The organism is Halobacteriovorax sp. RT-2-4 (genome assembly GCF_047085445.1).
In the GTDB taxonomy this organism is placed as follows: Bacteria; Bdellovibrionota; Bacteriovoracia; order Bacteriovoracales; family Bacteriovoracaceae; genus Halobacteriovorax_A.
Genome location: NZ_JBKIXY010000002.1, coordinates 255,925 through 275,973, shown reverse-complemented (window position 1 = coordinate 275,973; position 20,049 = coordinate 255,925). Strand labels below are relative to the sequence as shown.

The 20,049-nt window shown below is 36.8% G+C and carries 20 protein-coding genes; 16 read left to right on the top strand and 4 right to left on the bottom strand.

Features of this window, described 5'->3' with window-relative positions; genetic code table 11:
* Positions 1-79 precede the first annotated feature (79 nt).
* From ACMAYL_RS11755 to ACMAYL_RS11740, 4 genes are all read left to right on the top strand, one after another.
* Positions 80-862, top strand: coding sequence for a hypothetical protein (locus ACMAYL_RS11755; protein ID WP_412471119.1), 783 nt, complete (start codon positions 80-82; stop codon positions 860-862).
* A 120-nt stretch (positions 863-982) separates the two neighbouring features.
* The gene (locus ACMAYL_RS11750; protein WP_392992536.1) at positions 983-2,095 is read left to right on the top strand and encodes a hypothetical protein; all 1,113 of its coding nucleotides are present in this window, start codon (positions 983-985) and stop codon (positions 2,093-2,095) included.
* 33 nt (positions 2,096-2,128) lie between these two features.
* The gene (locus ACMAYL_RS11745; RefSeq protein WP_412463184.1) at positions 2,129-2,644 is read left to right on the top strand and encodes a hypothetical protein; all 516 of its coding nucleotides are present in this window, start codon (positions 2,129-2,131) and stop codon (positions 2,642-2,644) included.
* 425 nt (positions 2,645-3,069) lie between these two features.
* Positions 3,070-3,900, top strand: coding sequence for a hypothetical protein (locus ACMAYL_RS11740; protein ID WP_412463183.1), 831 nt, complete (start codon positions 3,070-3,072; stop codon positions 3,898-3,900).
* A gap of 106 nt (positions 3,901-4,006) precedes the next feature.
* On the opposite strand, the gene ACMAYL_RS11735 is transcribed toward ACMAYL_RS11740, so the two are convergent.
* On the bottom strand, positions 4,007-4,216 hold the full coding sequence (locus tag ACMAYL_RS11735) for an HRDC domain-containing protein (protein ID WP_412463469.1): 210 nt from the start codon (positions 4,214-4,216) through the stop codon (positions 4,007-4,009).
* A gap of 161 nt (positions 4,217-4,377) precedes the next feature.
* Between ACMAYL_RS11735 and ACMAYL_RS11730 the strand changes: the two genes are divergently transcribed.
* The 4 genes from ACMAYL_RS11730 to ACMAYL_RS11715 all read left to right on the top strand — a co-directional run bounded on the left by ACMAYL_RS11730 (position 4,378) and on the right by ACMAYL_RS11715 (position 8,072).
* Positions 4,378-5,097, top strand: coding sequence for a transposase (locus tag ACMAYL_RS11730; protein ID WP_412463182.1), 720 nt, complete (start codon positions 4,378-4,380; stop codon positions 5,095-5,097).
* Between the two features lie 146 nt (positions 5,098-5,243).
* A complete protein-coding gene (locus tag ACMAYL_RS11725) occupies positions 5,244-5,570 on the top strand; it encodes a hypothetical protein (RefSeq protein WP_412463181.1) in 327 nt (108 codons plus the stop codon).
* Positions 5,571-5,572: 2 nt separating this feature from the next.
* The gene (locus tag ACMAYL_RS11720; protein ID WP_412463180.1) at positions 5,573-6,370 is read left to right on the top strand and encodes a hypothetical protein; all 798 of its coding nucleotides are present in this window, start codon (positions 5,573-5,575) and stop codon (positions 6,368-6,370) included.
* Positions 6,330-8,072: a hypothetical protein gene (locus ACMAYL_RS11715; protein WP_412463179.1), complete on the top strand. Its 1,743-nt coding sequence runs from the start codon at positions 6,330-6,332 to the stop codon at positions 8,070-8,072. Before ACMAYL_RS11720 ends, ACMAYL_RS11715 begins: the two co-directional genes overlap by 41 nt.
* Positions 8,073-8,091: 19 nt before the next feature.
* Here the strand turns inward: ACMAYL_RS11715 and recQ are convergent, their stop codons facing one another.
* The gene (recQ, locus tag ACMAYL_RS11710) at positions 8,092-9,975 is read right to left on the bottom strand and encodes a DNA helicase RecQ (protein ID WP_412471118.1); all 1,884 of its coding nucleotides are present in this window, start codon (positions 9,973-9,975) and stop codon (positions 8,092-8,094) included.
* 130 nt (positions 9,976-10,105) lie between these two features.
* Between recQ and ACMAYL_RS11705 the strand changes: the two genes are divergently transcribed.
* Genes ACMAYL_RS11705 through ACMAYL_RS11695 form a run of 3 tightly spaced genes read left to right on the top strand, consistent with a single transcriptional unit; the run spans position 10,106 to position 13,852 of the window.
* Positions 10,106-10,696: an arylesterase gene (locus ACMAYL_RS11705; RefSeq protein WP_412471117.1), complete on the top strand. Its 591-nt coding sequence runs from the start codon at positions 10,106-10,108 to the stop codon at positions 10,694-10,696.
* Positions 10,696-11,373 carry an ABC transporter ATP-binding protein gene (locus ACMAYL_RS11700; protein ID WP_103218076.1) on the top strand — a complete coding sequence of 226 codons (678 nt, stop codon included), beginning with the start codon at positions 10,696-10,698 and terminating at the stop codon, positions 11,371-11,373. Before ACMAYL_RS11705 ends, ACMAYL_RS11700 begins: the two co-directional genes overlap by 1 nt.
* Positions 11,363-13,852, top strand: a complete 2,490-nt coding sequence (locus ACMAYL_RS11695; RefSeq protein WP_412471116.1) for an ABC transporter permease — start codon at positions 11,363-11,365, stop codon at positions 13,850-13,852. The genes ACMAYL_RS11700 and ACMAYL_RS11695 overlap by 11 nt, the downstream gene beginning before the upstream one ends.
* A gap of 40 nt (positions 13,853-13,892) precedes the next feature.
* On the opposite strand, the gene ACMAYL_RS11690 is transcribed toward ACMAYL_RS11695, so the two are convergent.
* Positions 13,893-14,540, bottom strand: coding sequence for a hypothetical protein (locus tag ACMAYL_RS11690; protein WP_412471115.1), 648 nt, complete (start codon positions 14,538-14,540; stop codon positions 13,893-13,895).
* Positions 14,541-14,756: 216 nt separating this feature from the next.
* Complete coding sequence (locus ACMAYL_RS11685; RefSeq protein ID WP_103218072.1) at positions 14,757-16,352, bottom strand: ABC-F family ATP-binding cassette domain-containing protein; 1,596 nt, start codon at positions 16,350-16,352, stop codon at positions 14,757-14,759.
* Between the two features lie 179 nt (positions 16,353-16,531).
* On the opposite strand from ACMAYL_RS11685, the gene ACMAYL_RS11680 reads away from it, so the two are divergent.
* The 5 genes from ACMAYL_RS11680 (at position 16,532) to ACMAYL_RS11660 (ending at position 20,011) form a co-directional block, all read left to right on the top strand.
* A complete protein-coding gene (locus ACMAYL_RS11680) occupies positions 16,532-17,476 on the top strand; it encodes an alpha/beta hydrolase family esterase (RefSeq protein ID WP_412463175.1) in 945 nt (314 codons plus the stop codon).
* Positions 17,477-17,572: 96 nt separating this feature from the next.
* On the top strand, positions 17,573-18,034 hold the full coding sequence (locus ACMAYL_RS11675) for a BLUF domain-containing protein (protein ID WP_158246872.1): 462 nt from the start codon (positions 17,573-17,575) through the stop codon (positions 18,032-18,034).
* A gap of 37 nt (positions 18,035-18,071) precedes the next feature.
* Entirely contained in the window at positions 18,072-19,304 is a 1,233-nt protein-coding gene (locus ACMAYL_RS11670) for a TIGR03862 family flavoprotein (protein WP_412471114.1), read from the top strand.
* Complete coding sequence (locus ACMAYL_RS11665) at positions 19,297-19,710, top strand: HIT domain-containing protein (protein ID WP_412471113.1); 414 nt, start codon at positions 19,297-19,299, stop codon at positions 19,708-19,710. Before ACMAYL_RS11670 ends, ACMAYL_RS11665 begins: the two co-directional genes overlap by 8 nt.
* A 103-nt stretch (positions 19,711-19,813) precedes the next feature.
* Positions 19,814-20,011 (top strand): cold-shock protein, encoded by a 198-nt coding sequence (locus tag ACMAYL_RS11660; RefSeq protein WP_021267754.1) that lies wholly within the window; start codon positions 19,814-19,816, stop codon positions 20,009-20,011.
* The last annotated feature ends 38 nt before the right edge of the window (positions 20,012-20,049 follow it).

The window sequence follows — 20,049 nt, the reverse complement described above, 5'->3', positions numbered from 1 at the left end:
AATTTTCAAATTACTCGATAGATTTGCTGGATGTGCTATTTTATTGCCAATCTTTTAAGAAGGTAGCAGGGAGCCTGAATTGAATAAATTTATTATTGCCACAGCAATCACTTTATTAAGCACTCAAGCATTTGCATCATTATCTGTTAATGATGGATTATCAAGTTGTCGCTTTTCAAATAATGAGGCCGCAATAAATTATGCCCGTGCCTTAGACGGCTCTACTAAGGCGGCAGCTCTTTTAAAAAGAGGAGACCTTGGTCAGGTTGAATCATGTTCAACGGCCATGACAGAAGCTCTTGCAAAGGGTGTAAGCTATAATGAATTAGCTAAGACTGTTAACACAAGCTTTAATCACCTTGAAAATGGAATGGAAATTACGATCGAGCTTCGTGGTAAGGACTTCTATGAGGTTAAGGGAGATGCTCTTACTGGAACAAAGTCGACAATTGAAGGTGACTTCGACATGGTTATTAGTGTTGAGGGCTCACGTAATGAAATCTCACAAGGAATTCCTACTAAGGAAATACTTAATAAAATGAAATTAAACGTTGTCTCTAAAAAAGCAGTTCAAATTATCTTTGAAGAGCATGAAATTGATATTGTTGTACCAGCAGTGGTTAAGAAGACTTTATTTGGTAAGCTAAAACAAATCTCAATTAGTGCAGAGAACTTAGAAAGAGCAATCGCTCCAGCTCTTACGGCCCAAGGCCTTGATTTAGCAGAGGGCTTCAAATTGAATACGGAAAAAGGGTCTTTCACAATGGACTACTCTGTTTCAGCAATGGATTGTGGAGTCAATCAGCTCGATGAATTCGAGTGTGGCTCATCTTTTATCTTTCAATTATCAGCACAATTTTAATTGGCATAACTAGGGCGAGGCCATGTCGATGGCCTTGCTATCTTACTGATATCTTTAGATCTCTGACATAAATATTTAATAATTGATATAATTACTCCGTTAAGCGTATGGGAGATAATTATGAGGAATTCAGTTATTAAGTTCTTGGTACTTGTTGGCCTTTTGGCGACAGTGTCCCAATCTCATGCAAAAATGATTGTGGAGAAAGAAGAATATTCTGGAGAAGCAATCGTTGAAGACTTCGCTTTAAAGAATTTTTACCGAAGGTTTGTGAATATCACAGATAGTTACAATCAGAGGCGCAAGGATCCAGAGTCTTATGCGCAATCCTTTAAAAATATCAAAGAACAGCATAAGTACTTTCGCTGGTTAAAGAAGAACAAAATTGGTGAACTTCCACCAGCAACTATTAGTAATGGTATAGCTACCATTAGGGTTGGAAATTATAAATTACAATATTCGATTCAAACCCTAGTTAAAAACCAGTTCCTCTTAAATGAGCGTCCTATCGACCTTCAGAAGCTCGACTTTAACAAGGCGTTTAATGAGTTAACGGATAAAGTTAAGGCCACTCGTAGGTTTACTGTCCTTGATTTATTAATTCCGACGGCCCATGCTGATGCCATGAGTGGACTTGAAAATACTCTCTTAGCAACCATGCTCTATGTGAATTCTGACTTCGCAGAAAGAGAGTGGTGTATTTCTTGTGATGATGAAAATGCAGAGGTGACTAAAAAGAATCTTGAGAGACTTCTAACAAGAGTCGATCAAATGCTTAATTCTTGTGAAAATGAAACAGCTAAGATTGAAGATATTTATTCAAACCTTTCATTCTTTGCAGGGGACGATGATCAAGGTGGTTTCCGTTCTCAATCAGCATCAACTTTAAAGAATCACTTTCCTGCTATTGAAGGTGAGCTTAAGGATGTTTCTTGCGAGAAGCTCGTTTACAATGTGTACAAAGATGAAATTAATCCAGCGGACAGAAATCTCTTTGTTGAATACTACCGCTTAACACCAGAAAGACAGGCCCGTAATCAAAAAGCGGTGGCCAATTATAAAAGAATTGTTAAATCAAAATGCGATCGTATCGCAGCTCTTAATGTCTGTATGATCAGTAATTATTATGGAGCTGAGGATATTTACAATGATTCACGCTCTCCAGGACAAAAGGAATACGATCGCCGTCGTAAGCCTTCGAAAGAGTATCAGATTCGCGGTATTACTCAATAGGCAGCTTAGGAATTATGTGATAAAAAGACGACTATGGAACAATTACAAGAAACATTAGAAGAAATATTAGAAAGAGTAGAATTTAAGAAAATGGATCAATTTGAAGAACTTCTTCATAAATGTATCCACGTCTCTAATGACTCATCAAAAAGTACATATGCAATCTATGAAAATATGGTTTTCAAATTAGATGCATTCTTTAAAGGCTTTGTTAATTTTCAAAACGAATTCGGTAAGGATAAGAAATACATTGCTGCAGTTCATGCACTAAGTGCCATCTGCTATGGCCTAGGAATCGAGCTTGAAGACGAAGAGCTTTTCATCATTTACCATCTAAAAGACCAAGGTAAATTCAGAAAAAGAGAAAAAGATCTTCATGCTGAACTTAAAAATCTTTGGGCCGGCTATCCTTACAAAGAATTTGCCATGGCCGATGTGGACTTCTCTCACTCATTAAAAAACTTAATGCGTGCAAAATTCATCGACTACCGTCGCGGCAACCTTCATATCAATCAATCTTTGATTATACGTTTTAAAGATCGCTATTAAGCACCCGCAAAATTGGCCGCCCTCGTCAGCTTCGGCTCCTGCCTCTCGCTGACATACCGGTCATCCTGACCATAAAGCCAGTCTATTGTTTGCGGTGCTAGGCCCCCAACTCTTTAGCTAGAGATTGGCGTCGAGAGCGAGGGGCCAAGCCCGAGCGGTTCGTCTCAAGGCCAATGGGAAAGTTTACGCATAAAAAGAACGACATTTTCACGAAGTGAAAATCAGCTAATAACTCTCAAAAATTATCATAAATTTAAATATATAGAAGATAATTCTATTTTAATCCTAAAGCGATTAAATCTATTGAATTTATACCTGTATAATGTCGATAAGCATTCATGATTTATTTAAGATTGAGTAACGCCGAGTCAATGAGTAAGCACCAGGAAACGAATGTAAAATTTACTCTCAATAGGGAGATTTGAATGAATAAATTAATAATAGTCAGTTTAGTTGCTTGTTTATGTTCTAGCGTCTATGGACGTGATCTTTTATATGGAACTTTTGAGCAGCGATTCTCTGGTGATCTCAAAAAAAGAGTTGATAAAAATATATCCGAATTTAAGACAGAAGCCGATAAGATAGAGAAGAAATATGAGATATATATTTCTAGCTGCGTGAGTAGTCTGAAAAAAAATCAAAACCTTAAAGAGTATACAGACTGCGAAAGGAGGCAGCGTTATTTATTTAAGAAAAAGTTTGGAGAGAGTCCTGGTTACATCATTTCTAAAATTGATTTGAATATTGAGAATATCTATGTCGCTGATATATTTAAGAGCGCTAAAGGAAAAGAGTCTATTGGGAAACTAGGAATTAAGTTTGAGAAAGAACCTGGTGCAAGAGATGGAGTTCAAGTTAAGATTTATGTAAAGCTAAAGAACGAACATTACTCTGATTTTGTGTTTACGTATGGAGTAGTGGAGAAGTTTGAAAATGGACGTGTAAAACTTTTATCAAATCAAGATATGTGGATAAATGTTGATGATGTGAAAGAAGTATTTAAATTTAAAGACGATGTTTTTAAACTTACAAGAGAAGAGTTGAAAAAGAAGTACACGTTTGCTGGAAAAAGTTTAGGTTGCGAAGGTAAGAAGTTTGCATGCGTTGATAGTTGCGGCGTTAGCAAGGTGAAGGACGATCATGTGATCATGTATCTTGAGAGTGATGATGACCTATTAGATGAGGACAAGGTACTGATTAATGAGTTGTTAAATTCAAATGGTGAGTTTGCTTGTTATGTAAATTTACTTCTTTAAGTAAAATGGCGGAAACTCCGTTTACTGCCTTTAAACTTTGTGATTTTTTTATGCAAGGAAAGCGCAAAATTACTTCAATACAAATTCTTATCGGTAATGATCAGAATTATAAATCGTTATTAAGGGCCTCAAGGAAAATCTTCCCAAAGCGCTGAAGCTTCTTAGGCCCAACCCCATAGATGCTTTCGAGATCATCGAGAGTTTGTGGGCGTTGGGCGGCCATCTCCATAAGAGTCTTGTCTGGAAAAATCTTAAAGGCCTGTGTGCGTTTTTGTTTGGCAAGTTTAGAGCGTAGAACTTTTAAATTCTCATAAATATAGGCGTTCCAGGTGCTTTTTCTTTGTGCGTAGCATATTCTAATTATTTAGACATTCTAAAGTAACTTTCTTCTTCGTGATGCTCAATTGAATATAAATTTTCAATACTTAATTTATAGTGTTGATTCTTAGAACTTGCACATTTTACTTAGAGGAATGTATGGGAAGAAGAAAAACATTAAGAACTAATAAGTATCCGTATCATGTTGTCGCTAGATCACATAATAAGCTTTGGTTTCCACTACCAATAAGTGAGATGTGGCCAATATACCTTAAAGTAATCGATAAAGTTGTAAAAGATTATAAAGTAAGGGTTTACGCTTTTACTTTAATGAATAATCATTTTCACTTAATGATTGATACACCTATGTCGAATATAGACGAAGTAATGTATTGGATTATGAAATTATCAACATTAGAAGTACAGCAACAATCAGGTGTTATTAATTCAATTTATGGCGGCCGTTATAAATCATCATTACTTACTCAGGCGAATTATAGAGCAAATGCATATAAGTACATTCTTCAAAATCCTGTGAAAGCAAATATGGTTATTAAAGTTGAAGCTTATCCATATTCTTTAAGTTCATATTTTAGTAGTGATTCACCATTTTCGATTTTTGAATTAGTAGACTTGTTTTCTTTTGATCTTTTAAAAAAAGATGATGTTCTAGATTGGTTAAATAATAAATTCTCTCCTGATGAAGATAAGAGTATTTCGCAAGGACTATTACGGCCAGAGTTTAGGTATGGAAAAGACTCTAGGAATAAAACTGTTGAACCGGAGGTTATTCATCCACGTTACACTAAGTACGATCAAATGTGGAAAACGCTAATTCCAAGCGAAGAAAAAGACAGTAACCAAATATCTTTATTTTAAATAAGGTATCCAAATATCTTATATTAAAATTAACCATATAGAACTCAATTCTAGTTTAATTCTTAAGCTAGTGATTCTATTAAATTTAAGCATATAAATATCGATAAGTACTTATGAGTGAATTTAATTTGAGCAACGCAGAGTCAATGAAAAAGCACCTGGAACCGAACGTTGCTATTTCGTTAAATAACTCTGATTACAGAAGATATCTCGATAAAGTTGTGCGAAACTTACAACTTATCTTTAAAAATCAAGAGGATCATAATTTTATTAGAATGCTTATCCAAGAAAATAAGGATGTATATAGCTGTATTCAAAAATTAGAGGATCCAAATATCTATAAGAGTATGATCGATAAGCATTTGCATACATTGAACTATAATTCAAAGAAAAGACTAGAGTTCTACTATACAATTAAATACATCTATCAAGAAGATTATGAAAATGGGAGTTTTGATTGTGAAGGAGTATAAAATTGAAATTTAAAGAAGTTGTTAAAGCTATGTTGGCGTGGTTTTCGCTACCATTTATCTTAGCGCACATTAAGTATTTTATCCCATTGATTACCGCTATACCGTTTCTTTTTGGAATGGCATTAATATGGTTTACTAATGAGTATCGACGTACATATGACATAGATTATGAAGACAAAAGTGAGACGCTTGCTGGAATAGATGCAAATGGCAATGGGATGAGGGATGACCTAGAGCGCTTTGGAGAAGAAGCATACAAAGATTGGGATCCTCTCGTTCTTAAAGCATATTATAATTGGCTCAAAAACTTATATGTTGTGATGGAGAATAAAGCGCATATCGATAATGATAAAAAAATTGATTATATAAATACACAGTCCTGTTGGTATTTACTACACAAAAATAAAAGAATAACAAATAGTTTTGTAGATACTTCAATAAAAAAGATCCACGCACAGGTGTTTAAGCTAAGTTTTAATACAGCTCAGAGAAAAGGCATTTTGGATGAAAATTGGTTTTTTTATCAATTCTCTATATCTACTCAAGATATCATTAATTTAAAATACGCTTGTGTTGAACTTGGTCTTAGTAAAAATGAAATGTTTCTATTGCAAAAAAGAAGTTTGACTGATGTTAATGGTGAAATTCGAATTGAGAAAAATTTATCTACAAAGTTCTTTAATGAAAAGCCTAGGCTTTATGAAGATAATATAGATTTTGATTACTATAAAGATAAGATACTATCAAGAGGAGAGGTTTATGAAGACTTTTACAATAATCTTAATAATACTGTTAAGTAGTGTAAGGGCTGAGTTTGAATATACCTGTTATCCAAAGAATGATATTCATGTTTACTATGTTAACGGGATAAATACTACGATTGAATCATACAAAAAAAATTGGATTGCATTAAAGGTTGTTAATGATAAGTATAAAAACACAAAGCCTCCATATGACAATTTTATATTTTACAGTGGTGAAAGTGGATATTTCAATCAGACAGAGGGAATTGAAAAAGATTTATTGGAGGCTTTGCTGCAAAAGATAGATCTCTTTTTTGATTTGCCATTTGAAGGAAGTATTGAAGATGAAAGGAAAATGGCAGAAGATAAAGCATACAGCTATATGGCTGTCGCTGCTCAAGAGTTTGGTAACTCAGTAAACTTTGAAGCATCTATGTCTCAAGTTTCAGGCTCATTTAGATTCGAATTAGGAAAGTTTAAAGACGATTTAAGGAAGAAATATGAAGAAGAGTTACAGAAAGACCCTAGTAAATCTGACTTGTTAAAACTCTACGATGCCGTTAGACCTCATATCGAGATGAAAGAAAGAGTATTCATCTATTCTCATTCTCAGGGGAATTTGTTTGTTGATCAGTTAAGGTCTGAGTTAGATAAGAATGGTTTTGATGATTATTCAAACTATATTGGTAATATGAGGTTTGGTTCACCTGCTGATAATCTTGGTGCAGGAAACGCCATAGATATCAAATTTTATAACGATGTAGCTACAGGTTTACTTGGAATAGAGCAAACTCATTATGCTAAAACAAGTAATAAAAAACTATCAAGCTATTATGGTGCTTTATTATCAAAAAGTCCTTTTCTACTTGCAAAGATATCATTACTTGCATTTAATGAGGATGACCCTTTAGGACATGGAGTAATCGACTGGTATACTTCGAAAGAAAGGATGGTAAGTCCAACTTTGATTGGGCCTTACAATGAAACAGCTTTTGATCTTACTGTTGATGCAGTTGAGGGAATATTTAAAAAGTATCCAGATGTATGTGAAAGAAGAATTTTTATTGGAAAGAGCTACATGAACAATGAGGTTGAAGAATATGATTTAAGAAATTATATAAAAGTCGTGAATCTAGGTGATAGTTTTAAAGTTTCGCTAATGCCTAGTACTCCGCTCACTACTGATTTTCATGCATCTAAAACTATAAGTTTATCAAGTGATGGAGTCGTATATGATTTTGAGATAAAAATTTATGAGTCAAATGGAACTTTAGTCAAGACATATAGTACATCATCTAATTTGAAAACAGTGACAATCCCAAAGGATTTAATTTACAATAATGAGGTGAAGTTTACTTTATCAATGTCCTATAAGTTTTTAAATGAATATGATTATATAGGTAATTATAAAGAAAATATAACTCTTTGTACTGGTGAATCATGTTGTCGTGAAAGTGACCAAGTCTTTTGTGGCGGGAAATGTCTTCCTAAACCAATAGAGGGGAAAGAGTATACAGATACTTGTGAGGGGCCATTTTATACCTCTGCGCCTGTGTGCGATGTTGAATGTACTGTTTATAATGAAGGAAGATCGTGTCAATTACAATATACAAAGGTAGAATATATAGAGCAGTTAAATCCTTCTTATGGCAAATTATTTAATGGGAGTGATGAAGTTACTCTTCAAGGATATTGCAGTAATAAAGCTCCTGATGGAACTATAAGAAGCAAAACAAATACATGTTCTTGCAGTCGGTAATGATAAAATTAGGTTGTGATTAAGCATCCCCATTCAACGCCTCAAGGAAAATCTTCCCAAAGCGCTGAAGTTTCTTAGGTCCAACCCCATAGATACTTTCGAGATCATCGAGAGTTTGTGGGCGTTGGGCGGCCATCTCCATAAGAGTCTTGTCTGGAAAAATCTTAAAGGCCTGTGTGCGTTTTTGTTTGGCAAGTTTAGAGCGTAGAACTTTTAAATTCTCATACATTGTTTTATCAGTTCCATCATTTGGCCTATATGTGGCGACAGCTTTCTTTCTTGTGGTGGCCTTCTTGCGAACTGCTTTCTTCTTTGTTGCTTTTGTTTTTGTCGCAGCCGACTTCGAAGCTGGTGCACCTTTTTTAAAGTCTGCACGAATCATGACTTCTTTGCGATCTTCGATAACATCGATGGCCGATTGAGTAAGTTTAATTTCTGAGCTTCCATCCATAATCATCTTAAGATGGCCTTGAGCAATTAGTTGGCGACAAAGAGAATAAAGGAAGCCTTCGTCTTCTTTACTTGCATAACCAAAGCTTGTGATATGGTGGTGGCCATTTTTTTGAATGACGCCAGAAATATTTCCTTTGAGAACATCGATGATATAGTGGACGTTGTAGCGCTGGTCAGTTTCATAAACACAAGTGAGAACGGCCTTGGCAATTTCAGTTGCATTAATAAGCTTCTGTTTAGTCTGTTCACTTAAGCAGATATCACAATTACCACATGGCCCTTGATAGGGGTCATTAAAGTAATTAAGAAGAACTTCGCGGCGACAAGTTGTGGCCTCGCAAAAACCAAGAATGGCATCAAGCTTTTCTTCATTCACTCGGCGACGAGCTGCTGCGCCAACGCCTTTATTAGCAATTCTTTTTAAAAGAACAAGATCTCTTAGTCCATAGAACATTAGAACCTGAGAAGGGAGTCCATCTCGTCCTGCTCGTCCCGTTTCTTGATAGTAGGACTCAAGACACTTTGGCATATCCATATGGGCAACAAAGCGTACGTCGGCCTTATCAATTCCCATTCCAAATGCAATGGTTGCCACAACGATGACATTCTTTTGAGTGATAAATTTCTCTTGAACTTTTTCGCGGTAATTGGCACTCATTCCCGCATGGTAGGCATAGGCCTTAAAGCCCGCTTTAACTAATTTGTCGGCACATTCTTCAACACCCTTGCGTGAAAGGCAGTAGACGATTCCTGATTGGCCATCAAGATTATCTTGAACAAATTGCGTGAGACGATAGAAGTCTTTTTCTTTCGTTGTCTTCTTTTGAACTTCGTATGTAATATTTGGTCGATCAAAAGAGCTGATAAAGAGATTTGAGCCATGGAGGTTTAGACAGCGAATGATCTCACCACGTGTTGCTTCACCGGCCGTAGCGGTAAGAGCAATGCGAGGGATGTCGGGAAATTTCTTTGTGATCATGCCAAGCTGCATATACTCAGGTCTAAAATCATGGCCCCATTGAGAAACACAGTGTGCCTCATCAATGGCAAAGAGAGAAATCTCAATGCGCTCCAAAATTCTCTGAAAGTATTCATTCATCATACGCTCTGGCGAGACGTAGAGGATCTTAATATTCCCATTGAGAAGATTTCCTACAATATCATCCTGTTCACTATGAGAAATTGAAGAATTTAAGTAAGCCGCTTCGACGCCTTTTTCTATTAGGGCGTCAACTTGGTCTTTCATAAGAGCGATGAGGGGAGAGATAACAATGGCCGTCCCAAAGCGGGCAAGTGCTGGAATTTGATAGCACAAAGACTTCCCACCACCTGTTGGCATGAGGACCAGTGCGTTATTTCCTGCAATGACACTTTCCACAATCTTTTCTTGATTGCCGCGAAAGGCACTATAACCAAATATTTTTTGAAGTATCTCGATTCCTTGACTCACTTATCTAGTTTAACTGATGAAAGAGGGCCAGCAAAGCATTAATAAAGGCTTTGTTAAATCTTTGTAAAAAAGCGAAATGAACTTCGCTATTTTTGCTGTGATGCCCTAAAATAATATGATTGGAGTTGTTATGAATAAATTTTTACTAGTTCTATTAATTGGCCTCTCAACATTTGCTGCGCCAAAAGTTCTCTTTCTCGGAGACTCTCTTACTGCCGGTTATGGAATTGATCCAGAGAATGCCTATCCAAATCTTGTGAAAGATATCTTAAAAAAAGAAGGCATTGAAATAGAAGTGATGAATGCAAGTATTAGCGGTTCTACTTCAGCTTCTGCTGTTTCTCGCCTTAAGTGGTCTTTAAGAGGAAAGCCTGATGTTATGCTACTTGCTCTTGGGGCAAATGATGGACTTCGTGGAATTAAACTTGTGAGTACAAAAGAGAATTTAAAAAATGCTATCAAGCTTGCAAAGAGTAAGGGTGTAAAAGTTATTTTGGCAGGAATGCAGATTCCACCAAATTATGGGCCTGAGTATACGAAAGAATTTCAAAAAATGTTTCCTGATTTAAAGAAAGAAGAGGGAGTTACACTACTTCCATTCTTACTTAAGGATGTAGCAGGACAGCGTCAGTATAATATTGACGATGGCATCCACCCAAATGAGGAAGGACACAAGATTATTGCAAAGACGGTAGCACCGTTTATAAGGAAAGCTTTATAATGACTGAATTAGTATTATCACTCAAAGAAGTTAGAAAGGATTTTTCTCAAGGAGAAGAAATCCTCAATGTTTTAAAAGGTGTTGAGCTTGGAGTTAGCGAAGGGGAGACCATCGCAATCCTAGGTAAATCTGGTAGTGGAAAATCAACTCTCTTATCACTCTTATGTGGAATTGATGATGCCACCAGTGGTGATATTTCATATCGCAATAATTCACTCAAAGATCTAAATAGCGAAGAGATCACAGATCTTAGAGCAAAGCATATTGGTGTGGTCTTTCAACAATTTCATTTATTAGAACATCTAAATGCATATGAGAATGTTCTCTTGCCACTCGAGGTAAATGGCAATGGCCATCAGAAAGATCGTGTGGATTACTTTCTTGAAAAAGTAGGGATGAGTCACCGAAAGACGCATTTCCCAAATCAATTAAGTGGTGGAGAGAAGCAGCGAATTGCCATTGCTCGCGCTCTCGTTACTCACCCAGGTGTTCTTCTGGCAGATGAGCCAAGTGGAAGTCTTGATGAGAATACTGGTGATGAAGTCATGAATCTAATCTTTGATATTGTTCGAGATGAAAAGATGAGCCTTGTCCTTGTGACGCACGATAAGGATTTAGCAAAGAGGTGTGAGAAGATTTATCACTTAGAAAATGGAGTGCTAAGTCTTGAAGCTTAAAATGGTTATGCGAGAGCTTAGAAGCTCTCCAATGTTCTTTATTATTTTTATTCTAAATCTCTCAATTGGAATGGTTGGACTTTCAACTATTGAAGTTTTTAAGTCTTCATTTGATAGTGCTCTAACAGCGAAATCAAAATCACTTCTAGGCTCTGATATATCGGTTAGTTCACGAATTGCCATTACTAAGGATACTTTAGAGATTGCAAAGTCTAATCTCGATTATAGTGAAATGACTCGCAATCGCTCTTTATATTCGATGCTCTTTAACGGTGAAAAGAGTCGACTGGTCAATATAAGAGGACTTGGTCAAGGGTTTCCTTTCTATGGTGATATCCGATCAAAGAGTGGCAAGAGCTTTCGCGATTTAAAAGAGAATGAAGTCTTTATTTATCCTGAACTTGTTGGTCAACTTGGACTTGATGTAGGCAAGGAGATAAAGATTGGATCACAAACGTTTAAAGTAGCAGGAATCGTCGAAGAAGATGGCTCTGCAGGCTTTTCTATGGGACAACTAGCACCAAGACTTTATTTGAAAAATGAAGTTCTCGATTCAACTGATCTTATCAAGCCTGGAAGTACAATTTGGACAGGTCTTCATTTTAAGATGGCCAAAGAACTAAGTGACAAAGAACTTGTTAAAGCGGAAAAGGATTTAAAAGCTAAAATTATCGATTCATCAATTCGCATCCGATCTCCTCAGTCTAATTCTGAAAGAGTGGGGCGCTCAATGGATTATCTAAGTGATTTCTTAGGTCTTGTTTCATTATGTGGACTATTTCTTGCGGGGCTTGGCCTTATCTATCTTTTTAGAGGATTTCTTTTAAAGCGAAGAAAGGATCTTGCAATTCTTGGCTTCATTGGGATGAAGAAGAAGGATATCTTTAAGATCTATACGCTTAAACTTTTCTTTTTGGGTTTATTTGGATCACTTCTTGGAATTGCTATTGGTTCGGCCTTCAGTCCAGTTATTCAAACCATGGTCAGTAAGAATTTAGGAATTGATATTGAGTTACAATTTAGTCTAGCGACTTTCTTTGTCACGATGGCCGTTGGGGTTGCTTCAACTATTGTATTAGCTCCGGCCTTAATTATTCCTTATTTAAGAGTTGATCAAAAAGCACTCTTTGATCACGATACAAGCTTATCTAATAATATTTCCGATTACCTGCTATTTATCCCAATTGTACTTTTCTATTGGGTGATGGCCATTTACTTGTCAGAGAGCTTAATTATTGGAAGTGCTTTTATTGTAGTCTTCTTAATTATTATAGGAGTTTTCTTTCCTGTAGGAAGTCTTGTGCTTTCATGGCTTGGAAAACTTAATCCTAAACTAAGTCTATCTTCTAATATGGCCTTTAAGTATGTGACTCGTCATAAGATTTCAACTTTGTTTATCTTCTTATGTCTGTTCATTTCAACGAGTCTTATGACTCTTATCCCTTCAGTTAAGAATATCATTGGAGCGGAACTTTCGATGCCTGCAGAGGAGCGCCCTGTTTATTTCCTCTTTGATATTCAGCCTGAACAAGTTGAAGAGTTAAAGAGTTTTGTCTCTGATAAGAAATTAGAACTCCTAAATATCAGTCCGATGGTTCGTGGACGTCTCGTAAAGATTAACGGTGAAGGTTATGATCCTGAAAAACTTGGGGATTTAACACGAGAGGAGCAAAGGGAGCAGCGAAGTCGTAACCGAAGTGCAAACTTAAGCTACCGCGATCATCTTGTAAGGGGTGAGGAGATTGTCGAAGGACGTATGCCTAAGCGTTTTGATTTTGAAACAGATGAGGTTGCAGAAGTATCTCTTGAGCAGCGCTATGCGAGTCGACTAGGTATTAATCTTGGAGATGAGCTAGAGTATAATATACTAGGAATGCCGATTCTTGCTAAAGTTGTAGGCTTTCGCTCGATTCGTTGGACGAGCTTCTTACCAAATTTCTTTATTTCATTTGGCCCAGGTATTCTTGAAGATGCACCAAAGACTTTTATTGCGGCCATTGGCAAAGGTGAGGGGGATGTTAATGATCAGCTTCAATCTGACTTTGCGGCCAAGTTTCAAAACGTGTCTTTAATTGATATTCAAAGCTCTCTTAAAAGAGTGGCAACAATTATGGAGAGTATCACAAAGATTCTTGTTACGATGAGCTTCATCGTCTTTCTTGTGGGGCTGCTTGTGATTTATTCTCTGATAGCTCATCAGTTAGAGTCTCGAAGAGATGATATCTCTCTTATTAATATTATTGGGATTCGTTTTAGCGAGATTAGAAAATCAATTATGAAGGAGATGGCGCTTATGTCAGTAAGTGCTGTTGTGGTAGGAATTACGTTAGGTCAACTTGTTACTTTTGCTGTTGCTAAATTTCAATTTGATTTAAATTATATTTTCAGTTCTACTGAAATTATTGGCTTTGCCATTTTAATTATTGTTCTTTCAATTCTTATTTCTTTTTCTTCATTTAATCGATTCATTCGAAAATAAAAAAGGGCCACCTAATGTGGCCCCTATATAAGTATTGAATCTACCAGTTATATCTTTCGGCACAGAAATAACGGTAATTGTATTCGTAGTCGTTGAGCTCATCTCGTAGATCAGCACAAAGGTCATATCCAGTTGAACAAGAATATGTGTAGAAAGTTCTTTCGACAGTATCACTCCAGCTATCAACAAGTTCATAGTTACAAGTATCGTATGCACTATAACGGTGACGGTAACCATTGTAGATAAAGTATGGATAATCGTAATCCCAATAGTAACCATCAACATATGAAACACTCACTCTTAACCAGCGGTTATTATAAACGTAAATAGGTCTAATCGTTCTGTGGTAGTCTCGTGCAGTTGTCCAACGACGGTCGTGTCTTACATAGTCACGGTTTGGAGTGTGACGGTAGCGGCGGTAAGCACGTGTCGGATCAGGTCTTGTTGTACGACGGTCGTCGTATCTTCTGTCGTCATAACGTCTGTCATCATAACGTCTGTCATTGCGACGATCATCATATCTTCTGTCACGCTGTCTATTTTGACGTGAGTCTCTATCATATCTAGCATCACGTGAGCGACGATTTCTTAATTCGTCATCGTTGTTATTTCTTCTTCCTCTACCTGGGGCCGCAAAAGTCGTTGCTGTCAGGGCCGTAAGCACTAATAGTAGAACCAATTTTTTCATAAATCTCCCTCTGAGTTTTAATTGAATTTGGCCAGTTCTAACGTGGGGGATGACTTTTTTGAAATTAAAATTTTGTTTAGCTAAAGAAATTTACTTTCTTACATCATTTTTTACGGGATTTAGTAGACTTAGAGAACTTTCTTACAGGAATTCACCTTGTAATAAGGTAAAAGTGACAAAAAGGCCTCAAGAAGAGGCCTTTAGTATTTATAGCAATTATGATTTTGATGCTAAGTAATCATCGTAACTAACGTACTTATCTTCAATAACTTTTCCAGTTGTGTGGTCAAGGTCGATAATACGGTTTGCTACTGTTTGAATGAACTCGTGGTCATGTGAAGTAAAGATTAGGTTACCTTTAAATCTTTCGAAACCTTCGTTCACTGATGTAATACTTTCTAGGTCTAGGTGGTCTGTTGGACCGTCAACTAGAAGTACGTTTGCACCTGAAAGCATAAGCTTTGACATCATACAACGAACTTTCTCTCCCCCTGAAAGAACATTTGTCTTCTTAAGAGCTTCCTCTCCTGAGAAAAGCATCTTACCAAGGAAGCCACGAATAAATGTTTCGTCTTTGTTTTCAGAGTATTGTCTTAGCCAGTTTACAAGATCGTTCTTACCATCCATGAAATAGCTTGAGTTATCTTTTGGAAAGTATGAATTCGTGATTGTTACACCCCATTCTACAGTTCCAGCATCTGGCTCCATTTCTCCCATAAGGATTTTCATAAGAGTTGATTTTGCAACGTCATTTTCACCAAGAAGAACGATCTTATCGTCTTTGTTAAGCATGAAAGTAACATTATCAAGTAGCTTAACACCATCAATCGTTTTAGAGATTCCTTCTACTCGTAGAATTTCTTTTCCTGCTTCACGCTTAGGATCGAATTGTACGAATGGGTATTTTCTCGTCGATTGTGGAAGGTCTGTCAGCTCAAGCTTTTCAAGTTGCTTTTGTCTTGAAGTTGCCTGAGAAGACTTTGAAGCGTTGGCAGAGAATCTTTGGATGAAGGCCTTAAGTTCTTTGGCCTTATCTTCAGCTTTCTTATTTTGGTCTGCACGAAGTCTCTGAGCAAGTTCTGAAGATTTTCTCCAGAAGTCGTAGTTACCAGCGTAAGTAGTGATCTTACCAAAGTCGATATCTGCAATATGTGTACAAACCTTGTTTAGGAAGTGACGGTCGTGGGAAACAACAATTACAGTCTTTTCATAGTTAAGAAGAAAGTTTTCTAGCCACTGAATCGCTTTGATATCAAGGTTGTTTGTCGGCTCATCCAGAAGAAGAATATCTGGAGATCCAAAAAGTGCTTGAGCAAGAAGAACCTTAACTTTCTCGGGCCCTGTAAGCTCTTTCATATATTTGTAGTGGTATTCAGTTCCAATTCCAAGACCAGAAAGAAGAATACCTGCTTCAGACTCGGCTTCGTAACCATTCATTTCAGCGAACTCACTTTCAAGCTCAGCTGCTTTCATTCCATCTTCATCACTGAAATCTTCTTTCATATAGATTGCGTCTTTCTCTTTCATGATTGAGAAAAGTTTTTCGTTACCCATAAGAACTGCTTGAAGAACTTGTTCTTCTTCGTACGCAAAGTGATCCTGCTTTAGAATTGAAAGGCGCTCACCTGGAGTGATATTGATTGAACCAGTATTTGGCTCAACTTCACCAGAAAGAACCTTTATGAATGTAGACTTACCAGCACCGTTGGCACCAATTAAACCGTAGCAGTTACCCGGAGTAAATTTGATATTAACGTCTTCAAATAGCTTCTTGCCACCAAAGCTTAAGCTGACATTGGATGTGGAAATCATAAATCGTCCTTATTTAAATTTTAGATGTATTAACGGCCCATAGCTTAATCTATTTAATGCGATTAGTCCACGGATTTACGGGAGTGTTAAAGGAATATTATTTTCGCTTTAGCCCTTCTATTTTTACTAGAAGTGGCCATGGCGGAACAGTATGATACTGATATTACAAGGAGCTAGTGATGAAATTCTGGGCCACGCTCGTGGTGATAATCTTCTTTTTATTTAAGGCCACTCTTGTTTATGCTGGCCACCCTCATTTTCGAACAACTTATAAATTAAATGTGTCACAACAAGGGCATCCTGCGGCACTATTAGAGTTGCCTCGGCGCTATTATCAAAAAGAGAAATGGCCACTCATCGTAAATGTTCATGGCTACACAAGCTCAATTTTTATGCAGTATATGTTTACTCGTCTTTCATTCTACAAGGACGTTCTTGGCTTCATGATTCTCACTCCAGAAGGGCGTAAGGATATTGAAGGTGAGCATTATTGGAACGGTGGAAATTTTTGTTGTGACTTTTATAAATCCGGTGTCGATGACACTCTCTATATAAAAAACCTTATCGACTATATAGCAAACGATCCTCGATTCAATCGAGTTGATATGAGTCGAATCTATTTCTTTGGACATTCTAATGGTGGATTCTTTTCTTACAAGATGGCCTGTACTTATCCTAATTATGTGACAGCAGTTGGAGTTTTGGGTGCAACCCTTGATCTTAGAGATGAAAATGGTGAGGTCATCATTGAACAGGATCCATGCCCTAATGTAAAGGCCGTGCCAATATTTCATATCCACGGCACAAAAGATAAAACCATTCCTTTTGCGGGTAAGGACTATTACCCTGAACATCCTTTTGGGCATATCGGGGCCCAGGAGGCCGTTGATAAGTGGATCTATCACAATCGATGTAATAACCAATCTGATGAAAGTCGCACTAATGCAACATGGTTTGTTCGTGGTAAGGAGACGACAATTAAAACATACGGTGACTGTGAAGATGATGCAGTAATTAAGTTTGCTGTGGTGAAGAAGGGACAGCATAAGGAGTTTTTAAGACTCTATTTTTATCGAAAAATGCTTAAGTTTTTTCTGAAATTTAGCAATGTAGATGTGCAATGAAATGATTCATTATTAAGCTGCAATTTAAGTATTCTTGTCTTCATTTGCCTTTTGAAACATCTATAATAAAAGCAAATGTGCAGCAAGGTGGTCTCTATGAGCAAAGAATATCAAATCATTTATATCAGCGAAAAAACAGGCGATTTTAAGCCTGAGCAGGACTTGGATAAGATTGTCTCTTCGTCATTTCGAAATAATAATGCAAGAGATGTGACAGGTGTACTGATGTATAATAGTGGCTTCTTTTTTCAGGTTATTGAAGGAAAGAAAGATGATGTGATTTATACATATAATAAAATTATTTTGGATCCACGCCATCAAAATGTGAATTTATTGACTGATCGTGAGATCGAAAATAGAAGCTTTGAAAATTGGCCATTGGCCCTTGTTAAACTGAATGACATGGACTTAGATGTTATTGATCATGTGATTGCTTGGAATGATTTAATCAATGATTCCCGTCGAAATGAGCCAATATCTCAGGAGAAAGTGGATCGCTTGATCGAAGCATTGCGCTACAAAATTGATATGGATACAATCTCGTCAAAAGCTGCTTAGACTTTTCTCCAACTTGCTTGCGTGATAGTATTCTATCATGTCAAATCAAGTTGTCGTTGCCATTGTTGGAGGAGGCCCCGCAGGCCTCTTCTGTGCTTATGAATTATTGAATTCTAAAATTGAGGGAATTGAGGTTCACCTGTATGAACAGACTGGTGGTGTCGGGAAGAAATTCTTAGTCGCTGGAAATAGTGGTCTCAATCTCACTCATAGTGAGAAGCAAGAAGAGTTTGCTAAAAAATACTTTAAGGATGAAGCACGCTTTCGTTCTTTATTAAAAGACTTCAATGCTAATGATTTAATCGAATGGGCAAATACTCTTGGTACTGAGACATTTATTGGTACTAGTGGCAGAGTATTTCCAAAGAAAATGAAGGCCGCAGATATCTTACATCAATGGATGAATTCACTAAAGTCTCATGAAAATTTTCATCTTCATTTAAAACATAGTCTTACTAATATAACAGCTGATGGTGATTTAATCTTTAAGCACGATCATAGCAATAAGACGCAAAAAGCTGATTACTATATTTTGGCCATGGGTGGAGGAAGCTGGTCTAAGACTGGTAGTGACGGTGTTTGGATGGAGTATATTGAAGCTCTCGGTGTGAAGACTGCACCACTAAAGGCCATGAATTGTGGTTTTGAAATCAATTGGTCTAAACACTTTCAGGATAAAGTTGATCGTGGCTTCGTTAAAAATATAGTTGTTTCTAATGAATCCCAGAATGCCAGAGGTGAGATCATGTTGACTCCTTACGGTGTTGAGGGGGGAGCTGTCTACGCTATTTCCAACGGACTTAGAGATGAATTAGAGAAATCAGTATCGACTAAACTCCACATCGACTTCAAACCAGACTTAAAGAGGCAAGATGTTATTGAGAAATTGTCTCGTAGAAATAAGGACTCATTAACTAATCGTCTAAGAAAGAACTTAAATTTCGATAAGATTGCAACTTCATTACTTTATGAAGTTCTTGATCGCTCAAAAGCACAGGAAGATGTTAATTACTTGGCAGCGATGGTTAAGGATTGTGAGATAGAAGTATTAAGGGCCAGACCAATGGATGAGGCCATTTCTACTTCTGGTGGTGTTTGTTTTGAATCATTGAATGATGACTTGTCAGCAATTAAAAATAATCAATATTACTTTGTAGGAGAGATGCTAGACTTTGAAGCACCAACTGGTGGCTATCTCTTACAGGGATGTTTTTCTAGTGCATATCGAGTTGTGAAATCGATAAAGGAAAAAGAAGGTATCAATGTTTAAACTACATGAAGTTTTAAAAAAAGATTTAATAGAAATTACTGATATGAAACTTTCAAAGCTTATGCTTTTACCTGATCAAGAAAATCCTTGGGCAGTCTTAGTTCCAAAAAGAGAAGAGATTCGTGAAATTCATGAACTCTCGTGGGATGATCAGGTGACGCTTCTTGAGGAAATCAATGAAGTAAGTCGCTTTCTAAGCGATAACTATCTCCCTAAAAAGTTAAATATTGGGGCCCTTGGAAATATGGTCTCTCAGCTTCACGTCCATATAATCTGTCGTTATGAAAATGATCGTTCTTGGCCTGGAGCAATATGGGGAACGAAGGCAACAAAAGAAACCCATAATATCAGTGACTTAGAAAGTACATTTCGAGCACATTTTGAAGCGTCGCGTCTGTCAAAGTGACAAGGATCAGCAAAATAAATTTTTTTTCCTTTTTTCTTAGGAATTATGCAAACAGTAGGGTAAAATCGTATCTAACGAATAATTTTATTACGAGGTTAATTAAATGAGTACAGGTAAAGTTAAATTCTACAATTCAGCGAAAGGTTTTGGATTTATCACAAAAGATGACGGTGGAGATCTTTTCTTCCACATTTCATCAGTTCAAGGTGGAGAGCCAAATGACGGTGATAGCGTAGAATACGAATTAGGTGAAGGTCCTAAAGGTCCATGTGCCGTAAATGTAAAAGTAGTTCAAGGTTAATTTTTAATTATATAAATTGAGTACTTAAAAAAGAAGGC